The following is a 23430-nucleotide window of genomic DNA, read 5'->3' on the forward strand; positions in this document are numbered from 1 at the left end:
TTATTATGTTTCATATTTTTTAAGCCACGGATTTTGTCCTTTCTGGAGCCGTACATGCAGTTACGACCACTTGTTCTCATCACCCTGTTCAGTGTTCTGGTCGCCTGCAGCAGCGAAGCCCCCAAGCCTGCCGCGCCTCAGCCAACCCCTGCACAAGAGAAAAAAGTCCCAGGCATAGAAGACTTGGGTCCCCTGCCCGCCTACCAGCGAGAAATCAGCGGCAACCTGACCAACGTGCCGGCCGGCGCCGAAGTCGAGATGGCGTTGCTGGTGATCGACGACCGCTCGCGCCCACAGCAATTGCTCGCCAGCAGCGTGTTGACCGGCAACGGCAAGCCCCTGGCCTTTCGTCTGCGCTTCAACCCCGAAGCGTTCCCGGCCGGTGCACGGGTTGAATTGCGTGGTCGCGCCAGCCAGTCCGGCCAGTTGATCCTGCACCTGCCCGCCGTGCGCATCACCCAGGCGATCACCCAGACCACCGGCCCCCTGCAGCTCGTCAAGGCGCCATGACGCCACCGCTGCACCTGCAACGTGCCCTGAGCGAGTTGATCGGCGACGCACAGCTGGTGCCCAGCCTCCTGCCGGGCACTGAGCTGGCGTTGTGGCTGCTCGACGCCGACAACATGGACCGCGCCTTCAGCCAGGAAGAAACCCGCCGCATCCTGCACGAGCCGCCGTACTGGAGCTTCTGCTGGGCCAGCGGGCTGGCACTGGCGCGCTATCTGGCGGCGAACCCTAAGTGGGTAGCGGGCAAGCGCGTGCTGGATTTCGGCGCCGGCTCCGGCGTGGCCGGGATCGCGGCGGTCAAGGCCGGGGCACTGGAGGTCGTGGCCTGCGACCTGGACCCGCTGGCGCTGGCTTCTTGCCGGGCGAATGCCGAACTCAACGGCGTGGAACTGAATTATTCAGCGGACTTTTTTGCCGAAGCCGATCGTTTCGACCTGATCCTGGTGGCCGACGTGCTCTACGACCGCGCCAACCTGCCGCTGCTGGATCAATTCCTGACCCGTGGCCGCGAAGCGCTGGTGGCGGATTCGCGGGTGCGCGACTTCCAGCACCCCGACTATCAGCGCCTGGAGGTGCTGGAGGCCCTGACCCTGCCGGACCTGGCCGAGCCTTGGGAGTTTCGCAAGGTGAGCCTGTACCATTCGCGAAGACTTTTATAGGCGTGAGCGTGCTCACGAAGCACTCAGGCCCCCGCGTTTATTCAGAATGAACGCGTTGCCTGGACGTTTTTCGCGAGCGAGCTCGCTCCTACATTTGATCGCGCTCGCTTTCGGCCAACCGCGCCAGCCCTTATAGTTGCCCCCATTCCCGCTTTATTCGAGACGCCTCATGAGTGAGCCCACGCCGTACATCTTCGATGTCACTACCGCCAACTTCGACCAGGCGGTGATTCAGAACTCTTTTGAACGACCTGTGCTGGTGGATTTCTGGGCCGAGTGGTGCGCGCCGTGCAAGGCGTTGATGCCGATGCTGGCGCAGATTGCCGAGAGTTATCGCGGCGAGTTGCTGCTGGCCAAGGTCGATTGCGAGGCCGAGCAGGACATCGTGGCGCGTTTTGGTATTCAAAGCCTGCCGACGGTTGTGCTGTTCAAGGACGGTCAGCCGGTGGATGGGTTTGCCGGGGCGCAGCCTGAGTCGGCGGTGCGGGCGATGCTTGAGCCCCATGTGCCGATGCCGCCACCGGCTGCGGCGGACCCGCTGGAGCAGGCACAGGCGCTGTTTGCCGAGGGCCGTATCAGCGATGCCGAAGCGGTGCTGGTTGCGCTGTTGGGCGAAGACAACACCAACGCCGCCGCGCTGATCCTGTATGCACGTTGCCTGGCCGAACGCGGTGAACTGGGTGAAGCCCAGGCCGTGCTGGATGCGGTCAAGAGCGACGAGCACAAGGCCGCCCTCGCCGGCGCCAAGGCGCAAATCACCTTTTTGCGCCAGGCTGCCGACCTGCCGGACGCCGCCGACCTGAAAAGCCGCCTGGCGCAGAACCCCCAGGACGACGAAGCGGCTTATCAGTTGAGCATTCAACAATTGGCGCGCCAGCAATACGAGGCTGCGCTGGAAGGCCTGCTCAAGCTGTTCATGCGCAACCGCAGCTACAGCGAGGGCCTGCCGCACAAGACCTTGCTGCAGGTGTTCGAACTGCTCGGCAATGACCACCCGCTGGTCACCGTGTACCGCCGCAAATTGTTTGCCGCGTTGTACTAGCCTCACCTTGTAGGAGCGAGCTTGCTCGCGAAAAACGTCAACGCTAACGCGGGCAGCCTGGATGAACGCGGCGTCTACGAGTTTGTCGCGAGCAAGCTCGCTCCTACACTGGCTCAATCCACGTGTACAGCGGCGTATCCGCGCCGCTGGTCACCTTCACCTTTGCGCTATGGCGCAGGCGCACCAGCAGGCGCTTGCCCGCCGCCGCATCGCCGGCCAAACCTTCCAGTCGATCCAGTAATTCCAGGCCGCTGAGCTGCCCGGCATCGCGCAACAGCGCCTGGGCGCTCTGCCAGTGATCCTCGTTCGGCTTGGCCGGTGCCGCGCTTGGCGCACTCTGTGCCGGCGCAGCCTGCAATTGCGCGCCCAGCCGTGCCCAATCGCTGTCGTCCAGCTCCAGGGTCAAATCCACCGGCAGGTCGCCGACGGTTCCACGAATTCGCAACATCGTCCTTCCTCCAGCATTTTTTCTGACGGGCATGCTCCCATGCAGCTTGCGCAACGCCAAGCGGACGGTCAAACTCTCGGACTTATTGTTATAAGATCACATAACAAAACTTTCATCTGGAGTCCCGCCATGCGCCGTCTGCTGCTCGCTTTGCCGTTTGCCCTGCTGCCACTGGCTGTCGCTCATGCCCATGAAGACCACGAGCATGAGCACGGCAGCCTCGGCGCTCACGAACACGGCGTCGGTCGCCTGAATGCGGTGCTCGACGGCCAGTCCCTGGAGCTTGAGCTGGACAGCCCGGCCATGAACCTGGTGGGTTTTGAACACGCGGCGACCAGTGCCGCCGACAAGGCCAAGGTCGCCGCCGCGCGCAAACAGCTGGAAGATCCGCTGGCGCTGTTCAGCCTGCCCAAGGCCGCCGGTTGCGTCGTCAGCTCCCAGGAACTCAACAGCCCGCTGTTCGGCGACAAACCGCAAGCCGATCATGATGACGACGACGATGACCACGCCACCGATGGCAAAGGCGCCGCCGCCCACGAACACCATCACGACCACAGCGAAATCCACGCCCACTACGAACTTACCTGCGCCACCCCCACGGCGCTGAGCAACCTGGACCTGACCCAAGTTTTCAAGACCTTCCCCGCCACCCAGAAAATTCAGGTACAACTGATCGGCCCGAGCGGCCAGCAAGGTATTGACGCGACGGCCACTGCAGCCACCCTGAAGTTCTGAGTTCACATGACCCACGCATTGATCCAACTGTCCGACCTGAGCTTCAACTGGCCCGGTCACCCGCAGTTGCTGGACATCCCCGCGTTCCGCCTGGAGCCGGGGGAAACCCTGTTCCTCAAGGGCCCCAGCGGCAGTGGCAAAACCACCCTGCTCGGCTTGCTCGGCGGCGTGCAGACACCCAGCCGGGGCAGTATCCGCCTGCTCGGCCAGGAGCTGACCGAGCTGTCGGCCGGCGCCCGTGACCGTTTTCGTGTGGACCACACGGGCTACATCTTCCAGCAGTTCAACCTGCTGCCGTTCTTGTCGGTGCGCGAGAACGTCGAGCTGCCGTGTCACTTCTCCAAACTGCGGGCGCAGCGCGCGATTCAGCGCCACGGCAGCGTCAACCAGGCCGCGGCCACGTTGCTGGCCCACCTGGGCCTGAAAGACCCGAGCCTGCTTGAACGCCGCGCCGACTCGCTGTCCATCGGCCAGCAACAACGGGTGGCCGCCGCCCGTGCGCTGATCGGCCAACCGGAACTGGTGATCGCCGACGAGCCCACCTCGGCCCTCGACTACGACGCGCGCGAGGCGTTCATTCAACTGCTGTTCGCCGAATGCCGCGAGGCCGGGGCCAGCCTGTTGTTTGTCAGCCACGACCAAAGCCTGGCACCGCTGTTCGACCGCAACCTGTCGCTGGCCGAACTCAATCGCGCCGCCACGCCTGCAGAGGTTTGAGATGTATCTGTTCCGTCTAGCCATGGCCAGCCTGGCTAACCGCCGCTTTACCGCGATCCTCACCGCTTTTGCCATCGCGCTTTCCGTCTGCTTGTTGCTCGCGGTGGAGCGCGTGCGCGTGGAAGCGCGCAACAGCTTCGCCAGCACCATCAGCGGCACGGACTTGATCGTCGGTGCCCGCTCGGGCTCGGTGAACCTGCTGCTGTACTCGGTGTTCCGCATCGGCAACGCCACCAACAATATCCGCTGGGACAGCTACGAGCACTTCGCCGCCAGCCCCCAGGTGAAGTGGGCGATTCCGATTTCCCTCGGCGATTCCCATCGCGGTTACCGGGTGATGGGCACCAATGAGTCCTACTTTGAGCATTACCAGTACGGTCGCAAACAGAACCTCGAACTGGCCAGCGGTCGCGCCTTTGCCACCGACCCGTTCGAGGTGGTGCTCGGCGCCGAAGTCGCCGACGCCCTGCACTACAAGCTCGGCGACAAACTGGTGCTGGCCCACGGCGTGGCGGTGGTCAGCCTGGTCAAGCACGATGACAAGCCCTTCACCGTGGTCGGTATCCTCAAGCGCACCGGCACGCCGGTGGACCGCACGCTGCACATCAGCCTCGGCGGCATGGAGGCGATTCACATTGACTGGCACAACGGCGTACCCGCCCAGGGCAAGGGCCGTATCAGCGCCGACCAGGCGCGCAACATGGACCTGACGCCCCAAGCCATCACTGCGTTCATGCTCGGTTTGAACAACAAGATTTCCACCTTTGCCCTGCAACGGGAAATCAACGAGTTCCGTGGCGAGCCGATGCTGGCGATTCTGCCCGGGGTGGCGCTGCAAGAGCTGTGGAGCATGATGGGCACCGCCGAAAAAGCCTTGTTCGTGATCTCGTTGTTCGTGGTGCTGACCGGTTTGATCGGCATGCTGACGGCGATCCTCACCAGCCTCAACGAACGCCGCCGCGAAATGGCGATCCTGCGCTCGGTGGGCGCACGGCCATGGCACATCGCAACGCTGCTGATCTTCGAAGCCTTCGCCCTGGCCCTGGCCGGCGTGGTGGCCGGCTTGGGTTTGCTGTACGTGTGCATCGCCGCATCGCGCGGCTATCTGCAGGCCAACTACGGGCTGGACCTGCCCTTGGCATGGCCGAGTGAATATGAATGGGCGTTGCTCGCCGGTATCCTGGCGGCGGCTCTGTTGATGGGCAGCGTGCCCGCGTGGCGTGCCTATCGCCAGTCGTTGGCCGATGGCCTGTCGATCAGGCTGTAGAACCGCCGCTGCAAGTTTTTAGCCCCAGGCTGCAAGCGAATCGGGTTGTCCTTGAAGCTTGCAGCTTGGCGCTACCCACTGAGGAGTCTTCATGCGTCGTGCCCTGTTTGCCCTGCTATTGCTTATGGCCCTGCCCGCCTGGGCCGAGGAGCAGCCCAAGGATTTGTCGTGGCAGGAAATGATTCCACCGGATGCGCCACCGGAAGTGCCCAATATGAAACCGCTGCATGACCTGTCGAGCATGGCCGATGCCTTGTCCGTCGAGGCCGCGCCCGCCGCCAAGCAGGACTTGCCCAACGCGCCGGTGGTGCAGAGTCTCGACGGCCAGCATATTCGCCTGCCGGGCTACATCGTGCCGCTGGAGGTGAGCGAGGAAGGCCGCACCACCGAGTTCCTGCTGGTGCCGTATTTCGGCGCGTGCATCCATGTGCCACCGCCGCCGTCGAACCAGATCGTGCATGTGAAAAGCGAAGTCGGCGTGAAACTCGATGAGCTGTACCAGCCGTACTGGATCGAAGGCGCAATGCAGGTCAAGCCGTCGTCCAGTGAGTTGGCCGACGCCGGCTACCAGATGGACGCCGAGAAAATCTACATGTACGAACTGCAGGAATAACCCCTACCTGCAAACACACCGCAGATCGAAATGTGGGAGGGGGCTTGCCCCCGATGGCAGTGTTTCAGTCAACACATGTCTTGGCTGACCCACCGCATCGGGAGCAAGCCCCCTCCCACAGTTTTTGCAGCGTGGTTGGCCTTTCATTGAGCTGAGTCAAAAGATCGAGCGGAACGATCTTTACCATTGGACGTACAACTTTTAACGTCCTTTTGGAGCTCCCATGAACAAGTCTCTGCTCGGCGCGTCCCTCTTCGCGCTCGCCCTCGTCGCCCCTGTCGCCCACGCCCACCAGGCGGGTGACATTCTGGTTCGCGCCGGTGCAATCACCGTGAATCCGAAGGCCGACAGCAGCAGCGTCAAGGTTGACCAAGGCCCATTGGCCGGCACCAACCTGGGCGGCAAGGCGACCATGAGCAGCGACACCCAACTGGGCTTGAACTTCGCCTACATGGTCACCGACCACGTCGGTATCGAACTGCTGGCCGCCACGCCGTTCGAGCACGACGTGAAGATCAAGAACACCGCGCTCGGCGCCGCCAACGGCAAGCTCGGCACACTCAAACACTTGCCGCCGACCTTGAGCGTCGTGTACTACCCGCTGGACCACCAGTCGGCGTTCCAGCCCTATGTGGGCGCCGGTATCAACTACACCTGGATCTACGACGAACACGTCGGCAGCCGCGCCGAACAAGCCGGGTTCAGCAACTTCAAGGCCGAAAACTCCTGGGGCTGGGCCGCGCAGATCGGTGCCGACTACATGATCAACGACAAATGGATGATCAACGCCCAGGCGCGCTATATCGACATCAGCACCAAGGCCACCGTGGATAACAATGCCCTGGGCCAGGGCACCCGGGCCAAGGTCAACGTGGATGTCGACCCGATGGTCTACATGGTGGGCATCGGTTACAAATTCTAAGCAACACGCATTAGCAAAATGTGGGAGGGGGCTTGCCCCCGATGGCGGTGGGTCAGTCCAGGAATCTTTTGACTGACACTGCGCTATCGGGGGCAAGCCCCCTCCCACATTGGGTTTTGTGTTGTGTCAGGTGTGGATGATCTAGCCAGGGCCCGCTGTATCGATATCAGCACCAGGGCCACCGAGGATAAATACGGCATAACCAAAATGTGGGAGGGGGCTTGCTCCCGATGGCGGTGGGTCAGTCCAGGAATCTTTTGACTGACACTCCGCTATCGGGGGCAAGCCCCCTCCCACATTGGTTTTGTGTTGGGTCAGGTGCGCCGGTAGAAGCGGTCGAGCAACGCTGGCAAGCCTGCTCGCCATGCCCGTGGCTTGATGCCAAAGGTGTGCAGGATTTTCTTGCAGGCCAGCACCGCGTGTTGCGGTTCCTGGGCCGCATCCGGCCGGGCCGCATGGGCCTGGGCGGTCGGTGACTCGATGGCCAGCGGGTGGAAGTTGCGCGCTTCCGTGAGGATCGCCTGGCCCAGCGCCAGCGGGGTGGTCGCCTCGTGACCGGCGTAATGGTAGGTGCCCCACAGCGGCGCCGCGCAATCGAGTTGCTTGAGCACGGAGATGATCACCCGCGCTGCATCGTCCACCGGTGTCGGGTTGCCACGCCGGTCGTCGGCCATCAGCAGTTCATCGGGCTTTTCGGCCTGGGCCAGGAAGCGTCCGAGGGTGCCGTCGACGCTGTCGTCCAGCAGCCAGCCAAAGCGCAGCAGTACGTGTTGCGGGCAGGTGGCGCGTACGCTCTGCTCGATACGCCACAACGCCTGACCGCGCAGGCCCAGGGGCACCGGCTCGTCTTTTTCGCTGTAGGCGGTGGCGCGGGAACCGTCGAATACGCGGTAGCTGGACGGTTGCACCAGGGTAATACTGTGGTGCTGGCACAATTCGGCCAGGCGCTCGATGGCGAACTCCTGGGATGCCAGGCGGGTTTCGCTGACTGCCTCGGCCTGGAACCAGTCGAAATAGTAGGCGAGGTTGATCAACGCATCGGGACGGGTGTCGTCGAGCAGTTGGGTGAGGCTCGCGGCATCCCAGCCGTCTTGGGGCGGTTTGGGGGCGAGGAAACCGATGTCTTCCTCTGCACCGAGGCGAATCAGCGCCTGCCCGAGGGCATTCCCGCCGCCCAGTAACATAAGGCGCATTCGCATAGATTGAGCAGGCCCGGTCTGTTTGGAACGATGGTTGTGTCGGCAGGCGCATGAGCGCTGCCGTAGGTTTATTCCAGAATCGTTGCATTTTGCGGGTTTGTAGCGCAACCGTCACGGACAAAGTACGTGCGTGCAACTTGTGGGAGCAGGAGGCATCAATCACTACATGAATCTTCCCGAATCGACAGACCGTGCATTGGACGGCTTCCACCCCGCCGTCAGTACCTGGTTTCGCAGCACCTTCCCCTCGGTGACCGCCGCGCAGGCCCAGGCGTGGCCGCTGATCCGTCAGCGCCGTTCGACGCTGATCGCCGCGCCGACCGGCTCGGGCAAGACCCTGACCGCCTTTCTCGCGGTGCTCGACGACCTGGTCCACCAGGGCCTGGCCAATGGCGGCCAACTGCCCGATGAAACCCTGGTGGTTTACGTTTCGCCGCTCAAGGCGCTCTCCAACGATATCCAGATCAACCTGCAAAATCCGCTGGCGGGCATTACCGAACATCTGCACAAACTTGGCCTGCCGCCGTTGGTGATCCGCACGGCGGTGCGCACCGGCGACACCCCGCAAAAAGACCGCGCCCAGATGCGCAAGCGTGCGCCGCATATCCTGGTCACCACCCCGGAATCGCTGTATGTGCTGCTCGGCTCGGATTCCGGCCGGCACATGCTCGCCAGCACGCGCACGGTGATCATCGATGAAATCCACGCGATTGCCGCAGGCAAGCGTGGCAGTCACCTGGCGTTAAGCCTGGAGCGCCTGCAAGCGTTGTGCGCCGAGCCGCTGACGCGCATCGGCCTGTCGGCCACGCAAAAGCCCATCGAAGCGGTGTCGCGGTTTCTGGTGGGCACCGCACGCGAGTGCGCCATCGTCGACATCGGCCACGCCCGCCCGCGCGACCTGGACATCGAAGTGCCCAAGGTGCCGCTCTCGGCAGTGATGGCCAATGACGTATGGGACCTGGTCTACGATCGCCTCGCCGAACTGGCCCGTGAGCACCGCACCACGCTGATATTCGTCAACACTCGGCGCCTGGCCGAACGCTTGGCGCGACACCTGAGCGAGCGCCTCGGCAAAACCGCGGTGGCCGCTCACCACGGCAGCCTGGCCAAGGAAATGCGCCTGGATGCCGAGCAACGCCTCAAGGCCGGTGAGCTGCAGGTGCTGATCGCCACTGCGTCCCTGGAGCTGGGGATTGATATCGGCGACGTCGACCTGGTCTGCCAGATCAGCTCGCCTGGCTCCATCAACGGTTTTCTGCAACGGGTCGGTCGCTCCGGGCACCAGGTCGGCGGCACGCCCAAGGGTCGCCTGTTCGCCACCACCCGCGACGACCTGATCGAATGCGCCGCCCTCCTCGACTGCGTGCGCCGTGGCGAGCTCGACACCTTGCACATCCCGGTGGCGCCGCTGGACGTGCTGGCCCAGCAGATCATCGCCGAGGTCAGTGCGCGCGAATGGCCGGAAGCCGCCCTGCTCGCACTTATCCGCCGCGCCGCGCCGTATGCCGAGTTGGACGAGCGCCACTACCAGGCGCTGTTGCGCATGCTAGCCGAGGGCTACAACGGGCGTCAGGGCATCCGCAGCGCTTATCTGCACCGTGACGCCGTGACCCACACCCTGCGCGGTCGCCGTGGCGCGCGGCTCACCGCAGTGACCAGCGGCGGCACCATCCCCGACAACGCCGACTACAGCGTGCTGCTGGAGCCCCAGAGCCTGAACATCGGCAGCGTCAACGAAGACTTCGCGGTGGAAAGCATCGCCGGGGACATTTTCCAGCTCGGCAATACCTCCTACCGCATCCTGCGAGTTGAAGCCGGCAAGGTGCGGGTGGAGGACGCCCACGGCCAGCCGCCGACCATTCCGTTCTGGCTCGGCGAAGCGCCGGGACGCAGCCACGAGTTATCGGCGGCCGTGGCGCGCTTGCAGGGGCAGTTGGACCAGCTGCTCAGCGCCAGCCCCGGCGACCTGCTGCCGGCGCAGGCCTGGCTCACCGGTACGCTCGGCCTGAACCGCGCCAGCGCCGAACAACTGCTCGATTACCTGGCCCGTGCACGCCTGGCCCTCAGCGCCTTGCCGTCCCAGGACACCTTGATCATGGAGCGGTTTTTCGACGAGTCCGGCGGCACTCAGTTGATCATTCACACGCCCTTTGGCAGCCGCATCAACCGCGCCTGGGGCCTGGCCCTGCGCAAGCGCTTTTGCCGCACCTTCAACTTCGAGCTGCAAGCGGCGGCCAGCGAAAATGCGATTGTGCTGTCGTTGTCCACCAGCCACAGCTTCGCGCTGGATGAGGTGTGGCGTTACCTCAACAGCCACAGCGCCGAACACCTGTTGATCCAGGCCGTGCTGGATGCGCCGCTGTTCGGTGTGCGCTGGCGCTGGAACGCCGGGGTGGCGCTGGCCTTGCCGCGCTATACCGGCGGGCGCAAGGTGGCGCCGCAGATCCAGCGCATGAAAAGCGAAGACCTGATCGCCAGCGTGTTTCCCGACCAGATCGCCTGCCTTGAAAACCTCGCCGGCGAGCGCGAAGTACCCGACCATCCCCTGGTGGAACAAACCCTCGACGACTGCCTGCACGAAGCCATGGACAGCGAGGGCTGGCTCGCGCTGCTGCGGCGCATGGAAGCGGGCGAGGTGCGCATGGTCAGCCGCGACTTGCCCGCGCCGTCGCCGATGGCCGCGGAAATTCTCAGCGCGCGGCCCTATACCTTTCTCGATGACGCGCCGTTGGAAGAGCGCCGCACCCAGGCCGTGCTCAACCGCCGCTGGAGCGACCCGCAAAGTACCGACGACCTCGGCGCGCTGGATGCTGAGGCCATCGCCGGCGTGCGCGAGGAGGCCTGGCCGGCGCCGCAGGGGCCGGATGAAATGCACGAAGCGCTGATGAACCTGGCCTGCCTTGCAGAGCCGGAAATCACGCCTCAATGGGCCCAATGGCTGAACGCGTTGACCCAGGCCGGGCGCGCTTATCCGCTGCCCAATGGTCTGTGGGTGGCCGTGGAACGCTTGAGCTGTCTGCAGGCGATCTACCCGCACAACCTGCCGCTGCTGCCGGGTTTCGACGAGCCGTGGACATTCGACGAGGCCCTGGTGGAAGTGCTGCGCGCACGCCTGGGCGGTTTCGGCCCACTGACGCTGGCCGAGATCGCCGCGCCCCTGGCATTGCCGCCCCCCACCGTTGCCCAGGCGTTGGCGCGGCTGGAACTGGAAGGCTATGTGCTGCGCGGGCACTTCAGCCCCGGCGCCGATGAAGAGCAATGGTGCGAACGGCACCTGCTGGCGCGCATTCATCGCTACACCGTCAAGCGCCTGCGCCGGGAAATCGAACCGGTGGCGCTGCAGGATTTCATGCGTTTTCTGTTCGACTGGCAGCACCTGTCCGACAGCACCCGCGGCCAGGGCAGCGCGGTGCTGGCGCAGATTGTCGGCCAGTTCGAAGGCTATGCCGCCGCCACCTCGGCCTGGGACAGTGACCTGCTCAGCGCGCGTATCAAGGATTACACCTCGACCTGGCTGGATGACTTGTGCCGCAGCGGCAAGCTGGTGTGGACGCGCCTGAGCCACAAGGCCAGCGCCATCGCCTTGCGCAGCACGCCCATCGTGCTCTTGCCGCGCAGCCAAGTGCCGCTGTGGAGCGGGCTGACCGAACAGACGGACAGCACAACGCTGTCGCCCAAGGCGCAAAAAGTCCATCTGGCCCTGCGCGAACAGGGCGCGTTGTTTTTCGATGAACTGGTGCATGAAGCCCATCTGCTGCGCAGCGAACTGGAGACCGCTCTGCAGGAGCTGGTCGGCGCGGGTTTGGTCAATGCCGACAGCTTCGCCGGCCTGCGCGCCCTGACCACGCCCGCCAGCAAACGCCAGGCACGCAGCAGCCGGCGGGGGCGCGGCGCGTTTATCGGTGGCATGGACGACGCCGGGCGCTGGGCCTTGATTCGCCGCGCGCCGAATGCCGCCGGCGCGCATTCGGCCGAAACCCTGGAGCATGTGGCGATGACCCTGCTGCGCCGCTATGGCGTGGTGTTCTGGCGCTTGCTGGAGCGCGAAGCGGACTGGCTGCCGAGCTGGCGCGAGCTGTTGCGCACCTTCCACCGCCTGGAAGCACGGGGCGAGATTCGCGGCGGGCGGTTTGTCAGTGGCCTGGCGGGGGAACAGTTCGCGCTGCCGGAGGCGGTTGCGGTGCTGCGCGAAGTGCGGCGACGGCCCCATGACGGGAGCCTGATCGCAGTGTGCGGCGCGGACCCGCTGAACCTGGTGGGCACGCTGTTACCGGGGAGCAAAGTGCCGGCGGTGAGTGGCAATCGGATCGTGTATCGGGATGGGGTGCCGGCGGCGGTGATGGTGGGGGGCAAGCAGCAGATTTTGTCGCAGGTGGACCAGCAGGCGGTGCAGGAGAGGTTGGTCAGGCGTTGAGGTTGAGGGCCTCATCGGGGGCAAGCCCCCTCCCACAATTGATTGGGTTCGCAGATCAAGATGTGGGAGGGGGCTTGAACCCGATGAGGCCATAACAGACAACCCCTTATTGAGGCCTGGGCTGCTCACTCAGCATCACCGCCTCTGGCTCATCCACCTGCGACGTGCGCTTGGGCAATAAAACCTGCTGTGGATAAGTCTGCGCGAAAAACACTTCATCGCAGTTATCCACAAGCTTCTTCAACCGTTGGTTGAACGCGCGACTCACCGCATATTGCCCACCCGACACCGTGCGGAACTGCGCGGTCAGCACCACGCCGTTGAGGTCCATCTTGTCGACGCCAAACACTTCCAGCGGGCCTTGCAGGTTGTACTTGAGGAACACATCGTCGCGGATCGACTGCCCGGCCTCGCGGATCAGTTCCACCGCTTTGTCCACATCGGTGTCGTAGGTGAACTGCACCGAGAAGAACGCATACGCGAACTGCCGCGACTGGTTGGTGACCGCCTTGATCTGCCCGAACGGTACCGAATGCACAAAGCCCTTGCCGTCACGCAGGCGCAGGGTGCGTATGGTCAGGCCTTCGACGGTGCCGGCATGGCCGGAGTCGAGCACCACCCAGTCGCCGATCGACAGCGTGTCTTCGATGATGATGAACAGGCCGGTGATCACGTCCTGCACCAATTGCTGGGAGCCAAAACCGATGGCCAGGCCGACCACACCAGCGCCCGCCAGCAGCGGCGCCACGTTGATGCCCAGGTTGGCCATGGTAGTGATCGCACAAATCACTACCAGGATAATCTTCACCGCGTTACGCAGCAGCGGCAGGATGGTTTTCACGCGGGTGCTGGGCTGGCGGCCGGAGCGCTTGTTCACCGGGGGTTTGAGCGCTTCCTGAATGGCCGTGTCGAGCACCACCCAGAACAGCCAGGTCATCAGCAGGATCAGGCCGATGCTGCTGAGGGAATCGCTGATCGCTCGGCCCACCGAGTTGCGCTGGGCAAATTCGAACAACGACACGCCCCAGATACGCCCGAGGATTTCGATAAAAGCGATGGCCATGACGATGCGCAATATCGCGTGCAACAGGCTGAGGAAGCGTTCCTTGTAGGCGCTGCTGCGCTGGATCGCCACCTGGCTGCGAGACTTGAACAGGTGTTGCAGCACGGTGCTGAGAAACACCGTGCCGATCAGCAGGATCGTGGTGAACAACGCACAGCGCAGGGCCTTTTGGTTGTCGTCGCCGGCACCGATCAGGTTGATCGCCGAGACCAGCACCATCAGCAGGATCGGCCAGTACCAGAGGCCGGAAAAGACCCGCAGTGACTGCTGCAACGCCGGGTGATTGAGGCGCTGGGCCAGCGCGCGATTTCGAATCAGATGCGCGACCGGGCGACGCAGGCGCACCACCAGCACGCCGAAGATCACCGTCGCGAACAGGCCGGTAAACACCGCGACGCTGCTGGTGATATTGCCGCCGAACTGGCGGGCGATCTGCGGGCTGGTCAGTGCGTCGCTGAGGGCGGCGAGAAAGCCAATCAGAAATAGCGGCTTGGGGCAGTAGTCGCGAATTATCCGCACCGCCGGGCGCTTGTGGCCAATGTTGAACATGACGATGACGCACAGCAGGATCGAGGTGGAAAAGATGCCGCTGCTGGTGGCGTAGGCAAAACACAGCGCCAGCGCGCGGCCCACCGAATTGGCCAGCACGTGGCTGACATACAGCGTCAACGGCAGGCAGATCAGGGCCGGGATGGTGTAAGGCAGCACATACCCCAGCACCCCCAGCAGGCGCCCGCGCCGCCGGAAAAACTCACGCTGGCACAAGCGCCGCACGGTCAGGCGACCCAGTAGCGTCAGCACCGCAAAGGCGCCGATCCACACGGCCGACAGCAACAGGAAATCCCCCGCCACGCTCCACGGCGAGCGCTCGGCCGTCTGGTTGACCAGCCGTCCGACTTCGTCGGCGGCCCGGTCGGCACGCAGGCGCCATTCATCAATGAAGTTCTGGTTGAGGTCCAGCTTCTGCTGCACATCATCGATGCTGGAACTGATGGCCCCCAGCAGGCCGCCTTCGACCAGCAATTCCGGCTTGGCCGGGGCCTCGGGTTCAGGCGCGGTGGCCGCGGCTTGCAGTGCGCCGCTGCCGCAGAACAGCAGCGCGCCGAGCAGTAATGCAGTCTTTATATTCAGCAAAACACCGGGCTCCTTAAGGGGGGTCTGTAAGGAACTGACGGGTTTGCGCCGTGATCGTTCCCCTGATTCAGCCCACCTGCGCCTGCGTCTGGATCCTCTGCCGTGTGCTTTACCGTCTGCTCTACCGTCTGTAGGCGCGTGGAAACTTTCAGCCAAAGATCGCAGTCATCCCAAAACGCAGGTCAATCGACCTTACATCCACGGGAGCAAGCATGGCGGCGATTCACATCGGCATTTCCGGCTGGCGCTACACGCCCTGGCGGGGCGATTTCTACCCCGAGGGCTTGACCCAGAAACGCGAGTTGCAGTTTGCGTCACGCGCCGTCAACGCTATCGAAATCAATGGTTCGTTCTACGCGCTGCAAACGCCCAAGCGTTACGCCGAGTGGTATGCCGATACGCCCGAGGGATTCGTGTTCAGCGTCAAGGCCCCCCGCTATATCACCCACATCCTGCGCCTGCGGGATGTGCACAAGCCCATGGCGAATTTCTTCGCGTCCGGGGTATTGGAGCTCAAGGAAAAGCTCGGGCCGATCCTTTGGCAATTTCCGCCCAGCTTCAAGTTCGACCCGGATTTATTCGAAGCCTTCCTCGCCGAACTGCCCACCACCACCCAGCAGGCCGCCGCCCTCGCCCACCAGCATGAGCCACGCCTGAATGGCAAGGCGAGCATGAAAGCCTATGGCAAGCAGCCCTTGCGCCATGCCGTGGAAATTCGCCACACCAGTTTCGCTGTGCCTGAGTTTGTGCATCTGCTGGATAAATACGGCGTCGCCCTGGTGGTGGCGGACACCGCCGGCAAGTGGCCGTATGCCGAAGACGTCACCGCCAACTTCATGTACCTGCGCCTGCATGGCGACAAGCAACTTTATGCCAGCGGTTACACCGACGATGCGCTCAAGCGCTGGGGCGACCGCATTGAGCGTTGGCAGCACGGCAAACAGCCTGCCGATGCGCAGTTGATCGACCCAACACACAAGCCGCGCGCGCGCAAACAGCGCGACGTGTTCTGCTTTTTCGATAACGACATCAAGGTGCGCGCACCTTTCGATGCCCGCCAACTATTGCAGCGCTTCGGGCTGGATAAGCACCTGGCGACTGAGCCGGGGCGACTGCCCGAGCCGGGAGTGATGCCATGACACAGCCGGAATTGATCCCCATCACGCCGACCGCCGCCGTCAATCGCTTCACCGTGCTGACGGTGAATATCCACAAGGGTTTCACCGCCTTGAACCGGCGTTTCATCCTACCCGAACTGCGCGAAGCGGTGCGCAGTGTCGGCGCCGACATGGTGTTTCTCCAGGAGATCCACGGCACCCACGAACGCCACCCCCAGCGCTACAGCGATTGGCCGAAGATGCCGCAGTACGAGTTCCTCGCCGACAGCATCTGGCCGCAATTCGCCTACGGGCGCAACGCGGTCTACCCCCACGGCGATCACGGCAACGCGTTGCTGTCCAAATTCCAGATCATCCGTTACGACAACCTCGATATCTCCCAAAGCGGCCATGAAAACCGTGGCCTGCTGCATTGCGTGTTGCGCCTGCCAGGCAGCGGGCAGGAAGTGCATGCGATCTGCATCCACCTGGGCCTGCGCGAGGTGCATCGCCAGCAGCAATTGCGCCTGCTGGAGCAGCGCATCGGCGAAATTCCGGCAGACGCACCACTGGTGGTGGCCGGCGATTTCAACGACTGGCGCCAGCGCGCCGACCTCAGCCAAAGCGGCCTCAAGGAAGTCTTCGTGCACACCCAGGGCAAGCCCGCACGCACTTTCCCGGCACGCCTGCCGCTGCTGGCGCTGGACCGCATTTACGTGCGCAACCTGACGGTGCATAACCCCCGCGTGCTGACCACGCGCCCCTGGTCCCATCTTTCCGATCATGTGCCGCTGTCGGTGGAGATTGAGCTATGAACGTTGCTGTAGAACATATCGCCACCGACCAGCCGCCGGATGATGCCAAGGCGCGTGACCTGGATTACGGCTGGCAGAGCGGCAACCACGTCGAGTTGCTGGAGAACGGCGAGGCCTACTTTCCCAAGGTGTTCGAGGCCATGCGCGCGGCACAGCGGGAGATCCTGCTGGAGACCTTTATTCTCTTCGAAGACAAGGTCGGCTTTGAGCTCAAAGGCATCCTGATCGAAGCGGCGCAACGCGGCGTGAAGGTGGTGGCCAGCCTCGATGGCTTTGGTTGCGGCGAATTGAGCGCCGCCTTTTTGCGCGAGCTGGCGCAGGCCGGTGTGGCGGTGCAGATGTTCGACCCGGCCTCGAAGGTGTTGGGTATTCGCACCAACTGGTTCCGCCGCCTGCACCGCAAAATCGTGGTGGTGGATGCCGCTGTGGCGTTTATCGGCGGCATCAATTTTTCCGCCGACCACCTGGGCGATTTCGGCCCTGAGGCCAAGCAGGATTATGCGGTACAGATCGTTGGACCGGCGGTGGCCGACCTGCACCACTTCGCCCTGGCGCAAAGCGGTCGCCAGGTGCGCGCCCGGCGTGGCTGGCGGCGGCGCCCGCAACGCCCCGGGCTGTCGGCAACGTCGAATGAGGACGGCCTGGTCCGCTTGATTTACCGCGACAACGTGCAGCACCGCGACGACATCGAAGAAGCCTATATCGACGCCTTGAGCAAAGCCCGCACGCGGGCGGTGATTGCCAACGCGTATTTCTTCCCCGGCTACCGCCTGCTGCGCGAGATCCGCAACGCTGCGCGCCGTGGCGTGCAGGTTCAACTGATCATGCAGGGCCAGCCGGATGTGCTGCTCGCCAAGCTGGCGGCGCGCATGCTCTATGACTATTTGCTCAAGGATGGCGTGGTGATTCATGAGTACTGCCAGCGCCCGCTGCACGGCAAGGTGGCGTTGGTGGACGATGACTGGAGCACCGTGGGTTCCAGCAACCTGGACCCGCTGAGCCTGGCCCTGAACCTGGAAGCCAACGTGCTGATTCGCGATCGGGCCTTCAATCAGCAGCTGTACGCAAGCCTGGAAGCGCTGGCCAGGGACCATTGCCAGACCATGCCGGAAAAGCGCAAGCCACGCCTGTGGTTGTGGCGGCTGACCGTGGGCTTCCTGGTGTTTCATGTGATGCGCCACTTCCCCGCACTGACCGGCTGGCTGCCGGCACACAAGCCGCGTTTGAAACCCATCGAGAGTCCGGCCCATGACGTCTGAAAAAAACGGCTCACGGTTCCAGCGCTGGAAGAAGCCGCTGACCATTGCGTTCTTCCTGTTGCTGATCGTGCTTTTCACCCTGCTCGCCCGACGCATCGACTGGAGCGAAGTGCTGCACACCTTGAGCGAGTTCAAAGTGCGCACCTTGCTGATCGCCAGCGCGCTGACCCTGTGCAGCTTTATCGTCTACGCCTGCTTCGACCTGATTGGCCGCACCTACATTCGCCAGCCGCTGCGCTGGAAGCAGATCCTGCCGGTGGGCATCATCAGCTACGCGTTCAACCTCAACCTCAGCGCCTGGGTGGGCGGCATCGCGATGCGTTATCGGCTGTACTCGCGGCTGGGGGTGAGCACCGGCAATATCGCCAAGATCCTCGGGCTGAGCCTGGCGACCAACTGGTTTGGCTACATGGCATTGGCCGGTGCGGTGTTCAGCAGTGGGCTGGTGAGCATGCCGCCGGGCTGGAAGGTCAGCACCACGGCACTGCAAGGCATCGGCGCGCTGCTGGTGCTGGCCAGCCTGGGTTACCTGGCCGCCTGCCGGTTTTCGAAAAAACGCGCGTGGACGATCCGCGGCATGGAGATCAACCTGCCGTCGCTGCGCATGGCGTGTTTGCAATTGGTTCTGGGCGCGTTGAACTGGTCGCTGATGGCAGCGGTGATTTTTACCCTGCTGCCGGCGAAACTCGATTACCCGCTGGTACTCGGGGTGCTGCTGATCAGCGCGATTGCCGGTGTGCTCACGCATATTCCGGCCGGGCTCGGCGTACTCGAGGCGGTGTTCATCGGCCTGCTGCAGCATGAGGCGTCACGCGGCAGTTTGCTGGCCGGGTTGATTGCTTATCGGGCGATCTACTTTATTTGCCCGCTGCTGATCGCGCTGGTGATGTACCTGGCGGTGGAGGCCAAGGCGAAGGCGTTGCGGGTCAAGAAGACCGCCTGATACCTGTGGCGAGGGAGCCTGTCCCGCTGGACTGCGCATCAGTGCCATTGTTTGGGGCCGCTTCGCGGCCCAGCGGGAGCAAGCTCCCTCGCCACAGGTTACTTCTCTTCCCGCTACTACCAGGTACAGAGGATCATTGCGACTGAATGATGCTCAGCCGTTCCCCCACCACCATCTCGGTAATCCAGCTCACCAGGATCGAGGTGTAGGCTTGCTGCGACACCGGATCGCTCAGGGAATGGTCAGCGCCATCGATGATGCGGTGGGTCAGGGAATGGGTTTGCTGGCACGCCGCGCGGTAACTCATGATGGTGGCGTGGGGCACATGGTCGTCGATTTCCGATTCGACGATCAGCACGTCACCGGTAAATTTCGCGCAGGCATGCAAGGCGCGGTTGGTTTCGGCCTGGACCAGCGTGCTGCGGTAATCCATCAAGTCGACTTTATCCAGGTCACGCTTGGGTTTGAGCCATTCCTGGTCGCGGTACAACGCGGGCACACGCAGCGCCAGCCAGCGCACCGGGCGCAACGAGGTGAGGATCGCCGCCAGGTAGCCGCCATAGCTGGTGCCCACCACCGCCACCGCCGAAGTGTCGATCGCCGGGTGGGACAGCAGGCGGTCGTAAGCGGCGAGCAGGTCGCGCAGGTTGTCTTCACGGGTGACCCGGGAGAGCGGGATGCCGGTGCCGGCATGGCCGCGCAGGTCGAAGGTCAAACACACGCAGCCGAGCCCCGCGATGCCTTTGGCGCGTTCCAGGTCGCGCTCCTGGCTACCGCCCCAACCGTGTACGAACAACACCCCCGGCACTTTGGATTTGGGGCTCAGGAAGGTCCCGCTCATCTGTTCGTCGTCTATATCGATCGCAATGCTCTCGCTTCTAGCCGTCATAAGAATCAACCGTCACATATTTGAGAAGAAAGTCGCTGTTCTCGGCCGGGCCTCGGTACACCTCGATGGCATCCGCCGGCAGCGCCTGGTCCACGTAGGTTTCCACCGAGGCCACCCAAATGGCCTTGAGGCTCGGGTTGTTGATGAAGCTCTGCAGCGCCGCGACTTCCGCGCTGCTGGCCCCGCCCATGCGCCAGGATTGCTCAAGCACGCCACTGCGGCGTTGGCCGTCGCTGTCCAGGCCCTGGGCAATGTCGTAATTGCGCCGCGACGCGTAAAAGCCCGGATAGGCTTCATCGGCAGCCCTGTCGAAAACCTGGGCTTGCCTGATGGCTTCCCGTCTATCGTCGGTCAGGTTCAGCGTGAGCAGGTCGTGGTAGTCACCGTGCACCACCAGCAATCGGGAGCCGCCATAGACCTCTTCACCCTGCCCGTCCCGGGTCAGGTATTGCTCGCCGCAGTAGCTGAGCACGTGATCGCCGATAAAACTCTGGCCCACACTGTGAGTGACTACGTCGTGCAGGTCTTGTTCCAGCACGACGCCCTCGCTGAAGGTCCCAGCGGCTTCGGGGCGCGCCAGCAGGGCGTCGAATTCGTCGAGGCTGCGGATGACTTGCTGGCCGCGCCCAGCGCTGGCGTACAGGGGTTTCAAGCGAATCGGCCCGCTGTAGAGCAAGCGAGTGGCGCCAAGCCGTGCGTCCTCCAGCGCGAAGACGCTCAAGCCGTCGAGGACGACGTCGCGTACGCGCTCACTGAACAGCGGCGACCAACCCTCTGGCGCCTTGGCTTCAGGGCCTAACAGCCCGTGACTGATGGCTTTGGTGCAGATGAACGGGTGATCGACATACCCCCCCCACAGGTCGTCTGGGCCTTTGATATTCAGCGCCCGTGCCTGGGCAGTCCCCACCACGGTTTGTGTGGGAAGCAGGTACAGATCGCGGCCAGCGTGTGTGTGCGGGTCGTAACTGCCGCCGAATTTTAACCCCATTATTTGCGCCAGCCATCGCGCCAGGGCGAGGTTGGTTTGGACTTCATGTTCGGGCGCGTCGACTCGGGTTGAGTGAGCGACCACCTGTTTTTTACGTGAAATCGGGGTCATGCGTCCCCCTTGGCATCCGGCCATGTGTGTAAGGGAAGACTAGCAGGGATCACGCCAAGCTCGCGTTGAGCAGGAGCGCTTGAAAATCAACCCGTTGCTGAAAACGCGATAGCAGTTAGCCTGCGCCATTCTGCACGACGCGCCGATGGGCACGCGGCGTTCTGCACGATTCACACGCCGAAGCGGTTGCGGTAGTCACTGGGGGCCAGGCCGGTGATTTTCTTGAAGGTGGCGCGAAAGGCGCTGGGGTCCTGGTAGCCCACCGTCCAGGCGATGTGGTCGATGGTGCCATTGGTGAACTCAAGCATTTGCCGCGCCCTGCCCACCCGCAGGTGCTGACAGTACTCGGTAGGCTTCAAACCGGTGGCGTTGCGAAAGCGGCGCAGGAAGGTGCGCTCCTCCAGCCCCGCTTCCTGCGCCATGGCGGCAACCGAAACATCCACCGCGCCGCTGGCTTGCAACCAATGCTGAACCTTGAGGATTGCTGCGTCACCGTGCCCCAGGATCGGCGCGAAGTTGCTGCCGCACTGGCTGGCGCTGTCGCTGTGTTCGATCACCAGAAAGCGCGCAGTACCGGCCGCGATGCTCGGCCCCAGCAGACGGTCGACCAGGCGCAGGCCCAGCGCGGACCAGGCCATCAGCCCGGCGGTGGTGATCAGGTCGCCGTCATCGACGATGGGTTTATCCGCTTCCAGGCGCACGGCCGGGTAACGGATGGCGAAGCTCTCGGCGGACGACCAGTGGGCAGTGGCGCTGCGCCCATCGAGCAGGCCGCTGCGGGCAAGCATGATCGAACCGATGCACACGCCGCCCAGCACAGTGCCCGCCGCGTGCTGCTGGCGCAGCCAGTGGAGCAACGCCGGGGGCGTCTGTTCTTCGCTGAATTCGCCCACCGAGGGCGGCACCAGCACGGCAGCCATGGGGGCATCCGGACCAGGCTGGGTGTCGAACACGCGCACCGGCGTGCCCTGGGTATCCACCTGCCAATGACTGACCCGCAACGTCGGCAACTGCGCGGATTGGTGCTCGGCGGCAATGCGATTGGCGACGCCGAACAAATCGGTCAAGCCGTGCACGGCGGCCAATTGCGCGCCCTGGTAGATCAATATGCCCAGCTCAACCACGGCCATTGTCAGTTTTCCCCCTGTTATTGTCGGTGCAGCCAATGTCCGGCGACGGCGCCAGCTAAGATACTGAGCCCATCAACCCATCACGAGGCAATACACATGGCCAAGCAAGCGCTCATCCTAATCGATATCCAGAACGACTACTTCCCCCAGGGCAAATGGCCGCTTGAGGGTGTGGAGGCCGCAGCGGACAAGGCGGCGCACGTGTTGCAGGCGTTCCGTCAGGCCGGTGATGCGGTGATTCATGTACGCCATGAATTCGCAGGCGATGACGCGCCCTTCTTCGCACCGGGCTCCGAAGGTGCGCATTTGCATGCCAAGGTGATGAACCAGGGCGATGAGCCGGTGGTGCTCAAGCACTTTGTGAACGCATTCCGCCAGACCAACCTGCGCCAATTGCTGGAACAGCGCAGCATTACTGACCTGGTCGTAGTCGGCAGCATGAGCCATATGTGCATCGACGCGGTGGTGCGGGCAGCAGCAGACCTGGGCTATACGGTCACCGTCCTTCACGACGCCTGCGCGACCCGCGACCAGGAATTCAACGGCCAAGTGATCCCCGCCGCGCAGGTGCACGGCGCGTACATGGCTTCGCTGGCCTTCGGCTATGCCGCCGTGGTGTCCACGGATGAATTCTTGAAGGCCCAAGCGGCGGTGGCCTGACCGCCGCTGAATGCCGTCAGCGGGTGGCTATGATGAACAGGCGCGGGAATGGCAGCAGTACCGTGCCATTGGCCAAGGCTGGATAAGCCTGGGGAATCCTTGCCTGATACTCCTGCAGGAAAGCAGCTTTTTCGCCCTCGTTCAGTGGGGCCAGGAACGGCCGCAGCGCTGACGCCTTGAACCACTCCACCACCGCCGCGTGGTCCGCCAGCGGGTGTTGGTAGGTGGTGCGCCATACGTCGACAGTGCTGCAATGCTGGCTCAGCAGCTCGTAGTAATAGCTCGCCGAATGCCGCTCGTTATGTTTGACCGCGCCGATCTTTTCGGCCCATGGGCCCTGGGCAGCGACCTCGCGGGCCAGCCGGTGGGCGGGCTCGTCGAGATTGTCCGGGGTCTGCACCGCCAGCGTTCCGCCGGGGTTCAACTGTTTGACCAGGTGCGGATAGAGCGTGGCGTGGTCCGGCAGCCATTGCAGGGACGCATTGGCCAGAATCACGTCGAAGGTTTGCCCGGGGTTCCAGGCACCAATGTCCGCCAGCTCGAAGTTCAGCGTGGGCAGGCGCTTTCGCGCATCGGCCAGCATGTCATCGGAACTGTCCATGCCGGTGACGTACGCCTGCGCAAAACGCTGGGCCAGCACCTCGGTGGAATTGCCGGGACCGCACCCCAGATCGACGGCCGTACGCACGGTCGAATCTGGAATGGCCGCAACCAGGTCACGGACCGGACGGGTGCGCTGTTGCTCGAACATCGTGTATTGCTTGGCAGACCAGGTCATTGCGACTTCCCTTTTCCAGGTGGACCACAGCCTGCGAATA

21 protein-coding genes are annotated in these 23430 nt (G+C 63.5%); 14 read left to right on the forward strand and 7 right to left on the reverse strand.

What is annotated here, in order from left to right; translation table 11 throughout:
• Positions 1-54 precede the first annotated feature (54 nt).
• The 3 genes from SC318_RS23555 (at position 55) to trxA (ending at position 2208) form a co-directional block, all read left to right on the forward strand.
• Positions 55-510, forward strand: coding sequence for a YbaY family lipoprotein (locus SC318_RS23555; protein ID WP_320428655.1), 456 nt, complete (start codon positions 55-57; stop codon positions 508-510).
• The gene (locus SC318_RS23560; RefSeq protein WP_320428656.1) at positions 507-1166 is read left to right on the forward strand and encodes a class I SAM-dependent methyltransferase; all 660 of its coding nucleotides are present in this window, start codon (positions 507-509) and stop codon (positions 1164-1166) included. The genes SC318_RS23555 and SC318_RS23560 overlap by 4 nt, the downstream gene beginning before the upstream one ends.
• 169 nt (positions 1167-1335) lie before the next feature.
• Positions 1336-2208, forward strand: a complete 873-nt coding sequence (gene trxA / locus SC318_RS23565) for a thioredoxin (protein ID WP_124388388.1) — start codon at positions 1336-1338, stop codon at positions 2206-2208.
• A gap of 103 nt (positions 2209-2311) precedes the next feature.
• Here trxA and SC318_RS23570 read toward each other — a convergent pair whose 3' ends face one another.
• The gene (locus tag SC318_RS23570; protein ID WP_320428657.1) at positions 2312-2656 is read right to left on the reverse strand and encodes a hypothetical protein; all 345 of its coding nucleotides are present in this window, start codon (positions 2654-2656) and stop codon (positions 2312-2314) included.
• A gap of 129 nt (positions 2657-2785) precedes the next feature.
• On the opposite strand from SC318_RS23570, the gene SC318_RS23575 reads away from it, so the two are divergent.
• The 5 genes from SC318_RS23575 (at position 2786) to SC318_RS23595 (ending at position 6910) form a co-directional block, all read left to right on the forward strand.
• Positions 2786-3391 (forward strand): DUF2796 domain-containing protein, encoded by a 606-nt coding sequence (locus SC318_RS23575; RefSeq protein WP_320428658.1) that lies wholly within the window; start codon positions 2786-2788, stop codon positions 3389-3391.
• Positions 3392-3397: 6 nt separating this feature from the next.
• A complete protein-coding gene (locus tag SC318_RS23580; protein ID WP_320428659.1) occupies positions 3398-4108 on the forward strand; it encodes an ABC transporter ATP-binding protein in 711 nt (236 codons plus the stop codon).
• A 1-nt stretch (position 4109) separates the two neighbouring features.
• Positions 4110-5375: an ABC transporter permease gene (locus SC318_RS23585; protein WP_320428660.1), complete on the forward strand. Its 1266-nt coding sequence runs from the start codon at positions 4110-4112 to the stop codon at positions 5373-5375.
• Positions 5376-5466: 91 nt separating this feature from the next.
• Positions 5467-5988 carry a DUF3299 domain-containing protein gene (locus SC318_RS23590; RefSeq protein WP_320428661.1) on the forward strand — a complete coding sequence of 174 codons (522 nt, stop codon included), beginning with the start codon at positions 5467-5469 and terminating at the stop codon, positions 5986-5988.
• A gap of 223 nt (positions 5989-6211) precedes the next feature.
• Positions 6212-6910 (forward strand): OmpW/AlkL family protein, encoded by a 699-nt coding sequence (locus SC318_RS23595; RefSeq protein ID WP_320428662.1) that lies wholly within the window; start codon positions 6212-6214, stop codon positions 6908-6910.
• Positions 6911-7224: 314 nt separating this feature from the next.
• On the opposite strand, the gene SC318_RS23600 is transcribed toward SC318_RS23595, so the two are convergent.
• Positions 7225-8109, reverse strand: coding sequence for a sugar nucleotide-binding protein (locus SC318_RS23600; protein WP_320428663.1), 885 nt, complete (start codon positions 8107-8109; stop codon positions 7225-7227).
• Positions 8110-8275: 166 nt separating this feature from the next.
• Here SC318_RS23600 and SC318_RS23605 point away from each other — a divergent pair, with 166 nt between their 5' ends.
• Positions 8276-12523: a DEAD/DEAH box helicase gene (locus SC318_RS23605; RefSeq protein WP_320428664.1), complete on the forward strand. Its 4248-nt coding sequence runs from the start codon at positions 8276-8278 to the stop codon at positions 12521-12523.
• A 106-nt stretch (positions 12524-12629) separates the two neighbouring features.
• Here SC318_RS23605 and SC318_RS23610 read toward each other — a convergent pair whose 3' ends face one another.
• Entirely contained in the window at positions 12630-14720 is a 2091-nt protein-coding gene (locus tag SC318_RS23610) for a mechanosensitive ion channel domain-containing protein (protein WP_320428665.1), read from the reverse strand.
• A 212-nt stretch (positions 14721-14932) separates the two neighbouring features.
• Here SC318_RS23610 and SC318_RS23615 point away from each other — a divergent pair, with 212 nt between their 5' ends.
• From SC318_RS23615 to SC318_RS23630, 4 genes are read left to right on the forward strand one after another with little or no spacing between them, the layout of a single operon-like run.
• The gene (locus SC318_RS23615; protein WP_320428666.1) at positions 14933-15859 is read left to right on the forward strand and encodes a DUF72 domain-containing protein; all 927 of its coding nucleotides are present in this window, start codon (positions 14933-14935) and stop codon (positions 15857-15859) included.
• On the forward strand, positions 15856-16632 hold the full coding sequence (locus SC318_RS23620; protein WP_320428667.1) for an endonuclease/exonuclease/phosphatase family protein: 777 nt from the start codon (positions 15856-15858) through the stop codon (positions 16630-16632). Before SC318_RS23615 ends, SC318_RS23620 begins: the two co-directional genes overlap by 4 nt.
• The gene (gene clsB / locus SC318_RS23625; protein WP_320428668.1) at positions 16629-17891 is read left to right on the forward strand and encodes a cardiolipin synthase ClsB; all 1263 of its coding nucleotides are present in this window, start codon (positions 16629-16631) and stop codon (positions 17889-17891) included. The genes SC318_RS23620 and clsB overlap by 4 nt, the downstream gene beginning before the upstream one ends.
• Positions 17881-18834, forward strand: a complete 954-nt coding sequence (locus tag SC318_RS23630) for a lysylphosphatidylglycerol synthase domain-containing protein (RefSeq protein WP_320428669.1) — start codon at positions 17881-17883, stop codon at positions 18832-18834. The genes clsB and SC318_RS23630 overlap by 11 nt, the downstream gene beginning before the upstream one ends.
• Before the next feature lie 133 nt (positions 18835-18967).
• On the opposite strand, the gene SC318_RS23635 is transcribed toward SC318_RS23630, so the two are convergent.
• The 3 genes from SC318_RS23635 to SC318_RS23645 all read right to left on the reverse strand — a co-directional run bounded on the left by SC318_RS23635 (position 18968) and on the right by SC318_RS23645 (position 21952).
• Positions 18968-19723 (reverse strand): alpha/beta hydrolase family protein, encoded by a 756-nt coding sequence (locus tag SC318_RS23635; protein WP_320428670.1) that lies wholly within the window; start codon positions 19721-19723, stop codon positions 18968-18970.
• Positions 19713-20822 carry a DUF3182 family protein gene (locus tag SC318_RS23640; protein WP_320428671.1) on the reverse strand — a complete coding sequence of 370 codons (1110 nt, stop codon included), beginning with the start codon at positions 20820-20822 and terminating at the stop codon, positions 19713-19715. The genes SC318_RS23635 and SC318_RS23640 overlap by 11 nt, the downstream gene beginning before the upstream one ends.
• A gap of 170 nt (positions 20823-20992) precedes the next feature.
• On the reverse strand, positions 20993-21952 hold the full coding sequence (locus SC318_RS23645; protein WP_320428672.1) for a GlxA family transcriptional regulator: 960 nt from the start codon (positions 21950-21952) through the stop codon (positions 20993-20995).
• A 96-nt stretch (positions 21953-22048) separates the two neighbouring features.
• On the opposite strand from SC318_RS23645, the gene SC318_RS23650 reads away from it, so the two are divergent.
• Positions 22049-22612 carry a cysteine hydrolase family protein gene (locus tag SC318_RS23650; protein ID WP_320428673.1) on the forward strand — a complete coding sequence of 188 codons (564 nt, stop codon included), beginning with the start codon at positions 22049-22051 and terminating at the stop codon, positions 22610-22612.
• A 16-nt stretch (positions 22613-22628) separates the two neighbouring features.
• Here SC318_RS23650 and tam read toward each other — a convergent pair whose 3' ends face one another.
• Entirely contained in the window at positions 22629-23390 is a 762-nt protein-coding gene (gene tam, locus SC318_RS23655; protein WP_320428674.1) for a trans-aconitate 2-methyltransferase, read from the reverse strand.
• Positions 23391-23430: the final 40 nt, after the last annotated feature.

It is taken from the genome of Pseudomonas sp. MUP55, assembly GCF_034043515.1.
Lineage (GTDB): Bacteria > Pseudomonadota > Gammaproteobacteria > Pseudomonadales > Pseudomonadaceae > Aquipseudomonas.

Bases quoted from the DNA above. Each gene is read 5' to 3' on its own strand.
- SC318_RS23555 (WP_320428655.1), top strand. From the start codon at position 55: ATGCAGTTACGACCACTTGTTCTCATCACCCTGTTCAGTGTTCTGGTC.
- SC318_RS23560 (WP_320428656.1), top strand. From the start codon at position 507: ATGACGCCACCGCTGCACCTGCAACGTGCCCTGAGCGAGTTGATCGGC.
- trxA (WP_124388388.1), top strand. From the start codon at position 1,336: ATGAGTGAGCCCACGCCGTACATCTTCGATGTCACTACCGCCAACTTC.
- SC318_RS23570 (WP_320428657.1), bottom strand. From the start codon at position 2,656: ATGTTGCGAATTCGTGGAACCGTCGGCGACCTGCCGGTGGATTTGACC.
- SC318_RS23575 (WP_320428658.1), top strand. From the start codon at position 2,786: ATGCGCCGTCTGCTGCTCGCTTTGCCGTTTGCCCTGCTGCCACTGGCT.
- SC318_RS23580 (WP_320428659.1), top strand. From the start codon at position 3,398: ATGACCCACGCATTGATCCAACTGTCCGACCTGAGCTTCAACTGGCCC.
- SC318_RS23585 (WP_320428660.1), top strand. From the start codon at position 4,110: ATGTATCTGTTCCGTCTAGCCATGGCCAGCCTGGCTAACCGCCGCTTT.
- SC318_RS23590 (WP_320428661.1), top strand. From the start codon at position 5,467: ATGCGTCGTGCCCTGTTTGCCCTGCTATTGCTTATGGCCCTGCCCGCC.
- SC318_RS23595 (WP_320428662.1), top strand. From the start codon at position 6,212: ATGAACAAGTCTCTGCTCGGCGCGTCCCTCTTCGCGCTCGCCCTCGTC.
- SC318_RS23600 (WP_320428663.1), bottom strand. From the start codon at position 8,109: ATGCGAATGCGCCTTATGTTACTGGGCGGCGGGAATGCCCTCGGGCAG.
- SC318_RS23605 (WP_320428664.1), top strand. From the start codon at position 8,276: ATGAATCTTCCCGAATCGACAGACCGTGCATTGGACGGCTTCCACCCC.
- SC318_RS23615 (WP_320428666.1), top strand. From the start codon at position 14,933: ATGGCGGCGATTCACATCGGCATTTCCGGCTGGCGCTACACGCCCTGG.
- SC318_RS23620 (WP_320428667.1), top strand. From the start codon at position 15,856: ATGACACAGCCGGAATTGATCCCCATCACGCCGACCGCCGCCGTCAAT.
- clsB (WP_320428668.1), top strand. From the start codon at position 16,629: ATGAACGTTGCTGTAGAACATATCGCCACCGACCAGCCGCCGGATGAT.
- SC318_RS23630 (WP_320428669.1), top strand. From the start codon at position 17,881: ATGACGTCTGAAAAAAACGGCTCACGGTTCCAGCGCTGGAAGAAGCCG.
- SC318_RS23635 (WP_320428670.1), bottom strand. From the start codon at position 19,723: ATGACGGCTAGAAGCGAGAGCATTGCGATCGATATAGACGACGAACAG.
- SC318_RS23640 (WP_320428671.1), bottom strand. From the start codon at position 20,822: ATGACCCCGATTTCACGTAAAAAACAGGTGGTCGCTCACTCAACCCGA.
- SC318_RS23645 (WP_320428672.1), bottom strand. From the start codon at position 21,952: ATGGCCGTGGTTGAGCTGGGCATATTGATCTACCAGGGCGCGCAATTG.
- SC318_RS23650 (WP_320428673.1), top strand. From the start codon at position 22,049: ATGGCCAAGCAAGCGCTCATCCTAATCGATATCCAGAACGACTACTTC.
- tam (WP_320428674.1), bottom strand. From the start codon at position 23,390: ATGACCTGGTCTGCCAAGCAATACACGATGTTCGAGCAACAGCGCACC.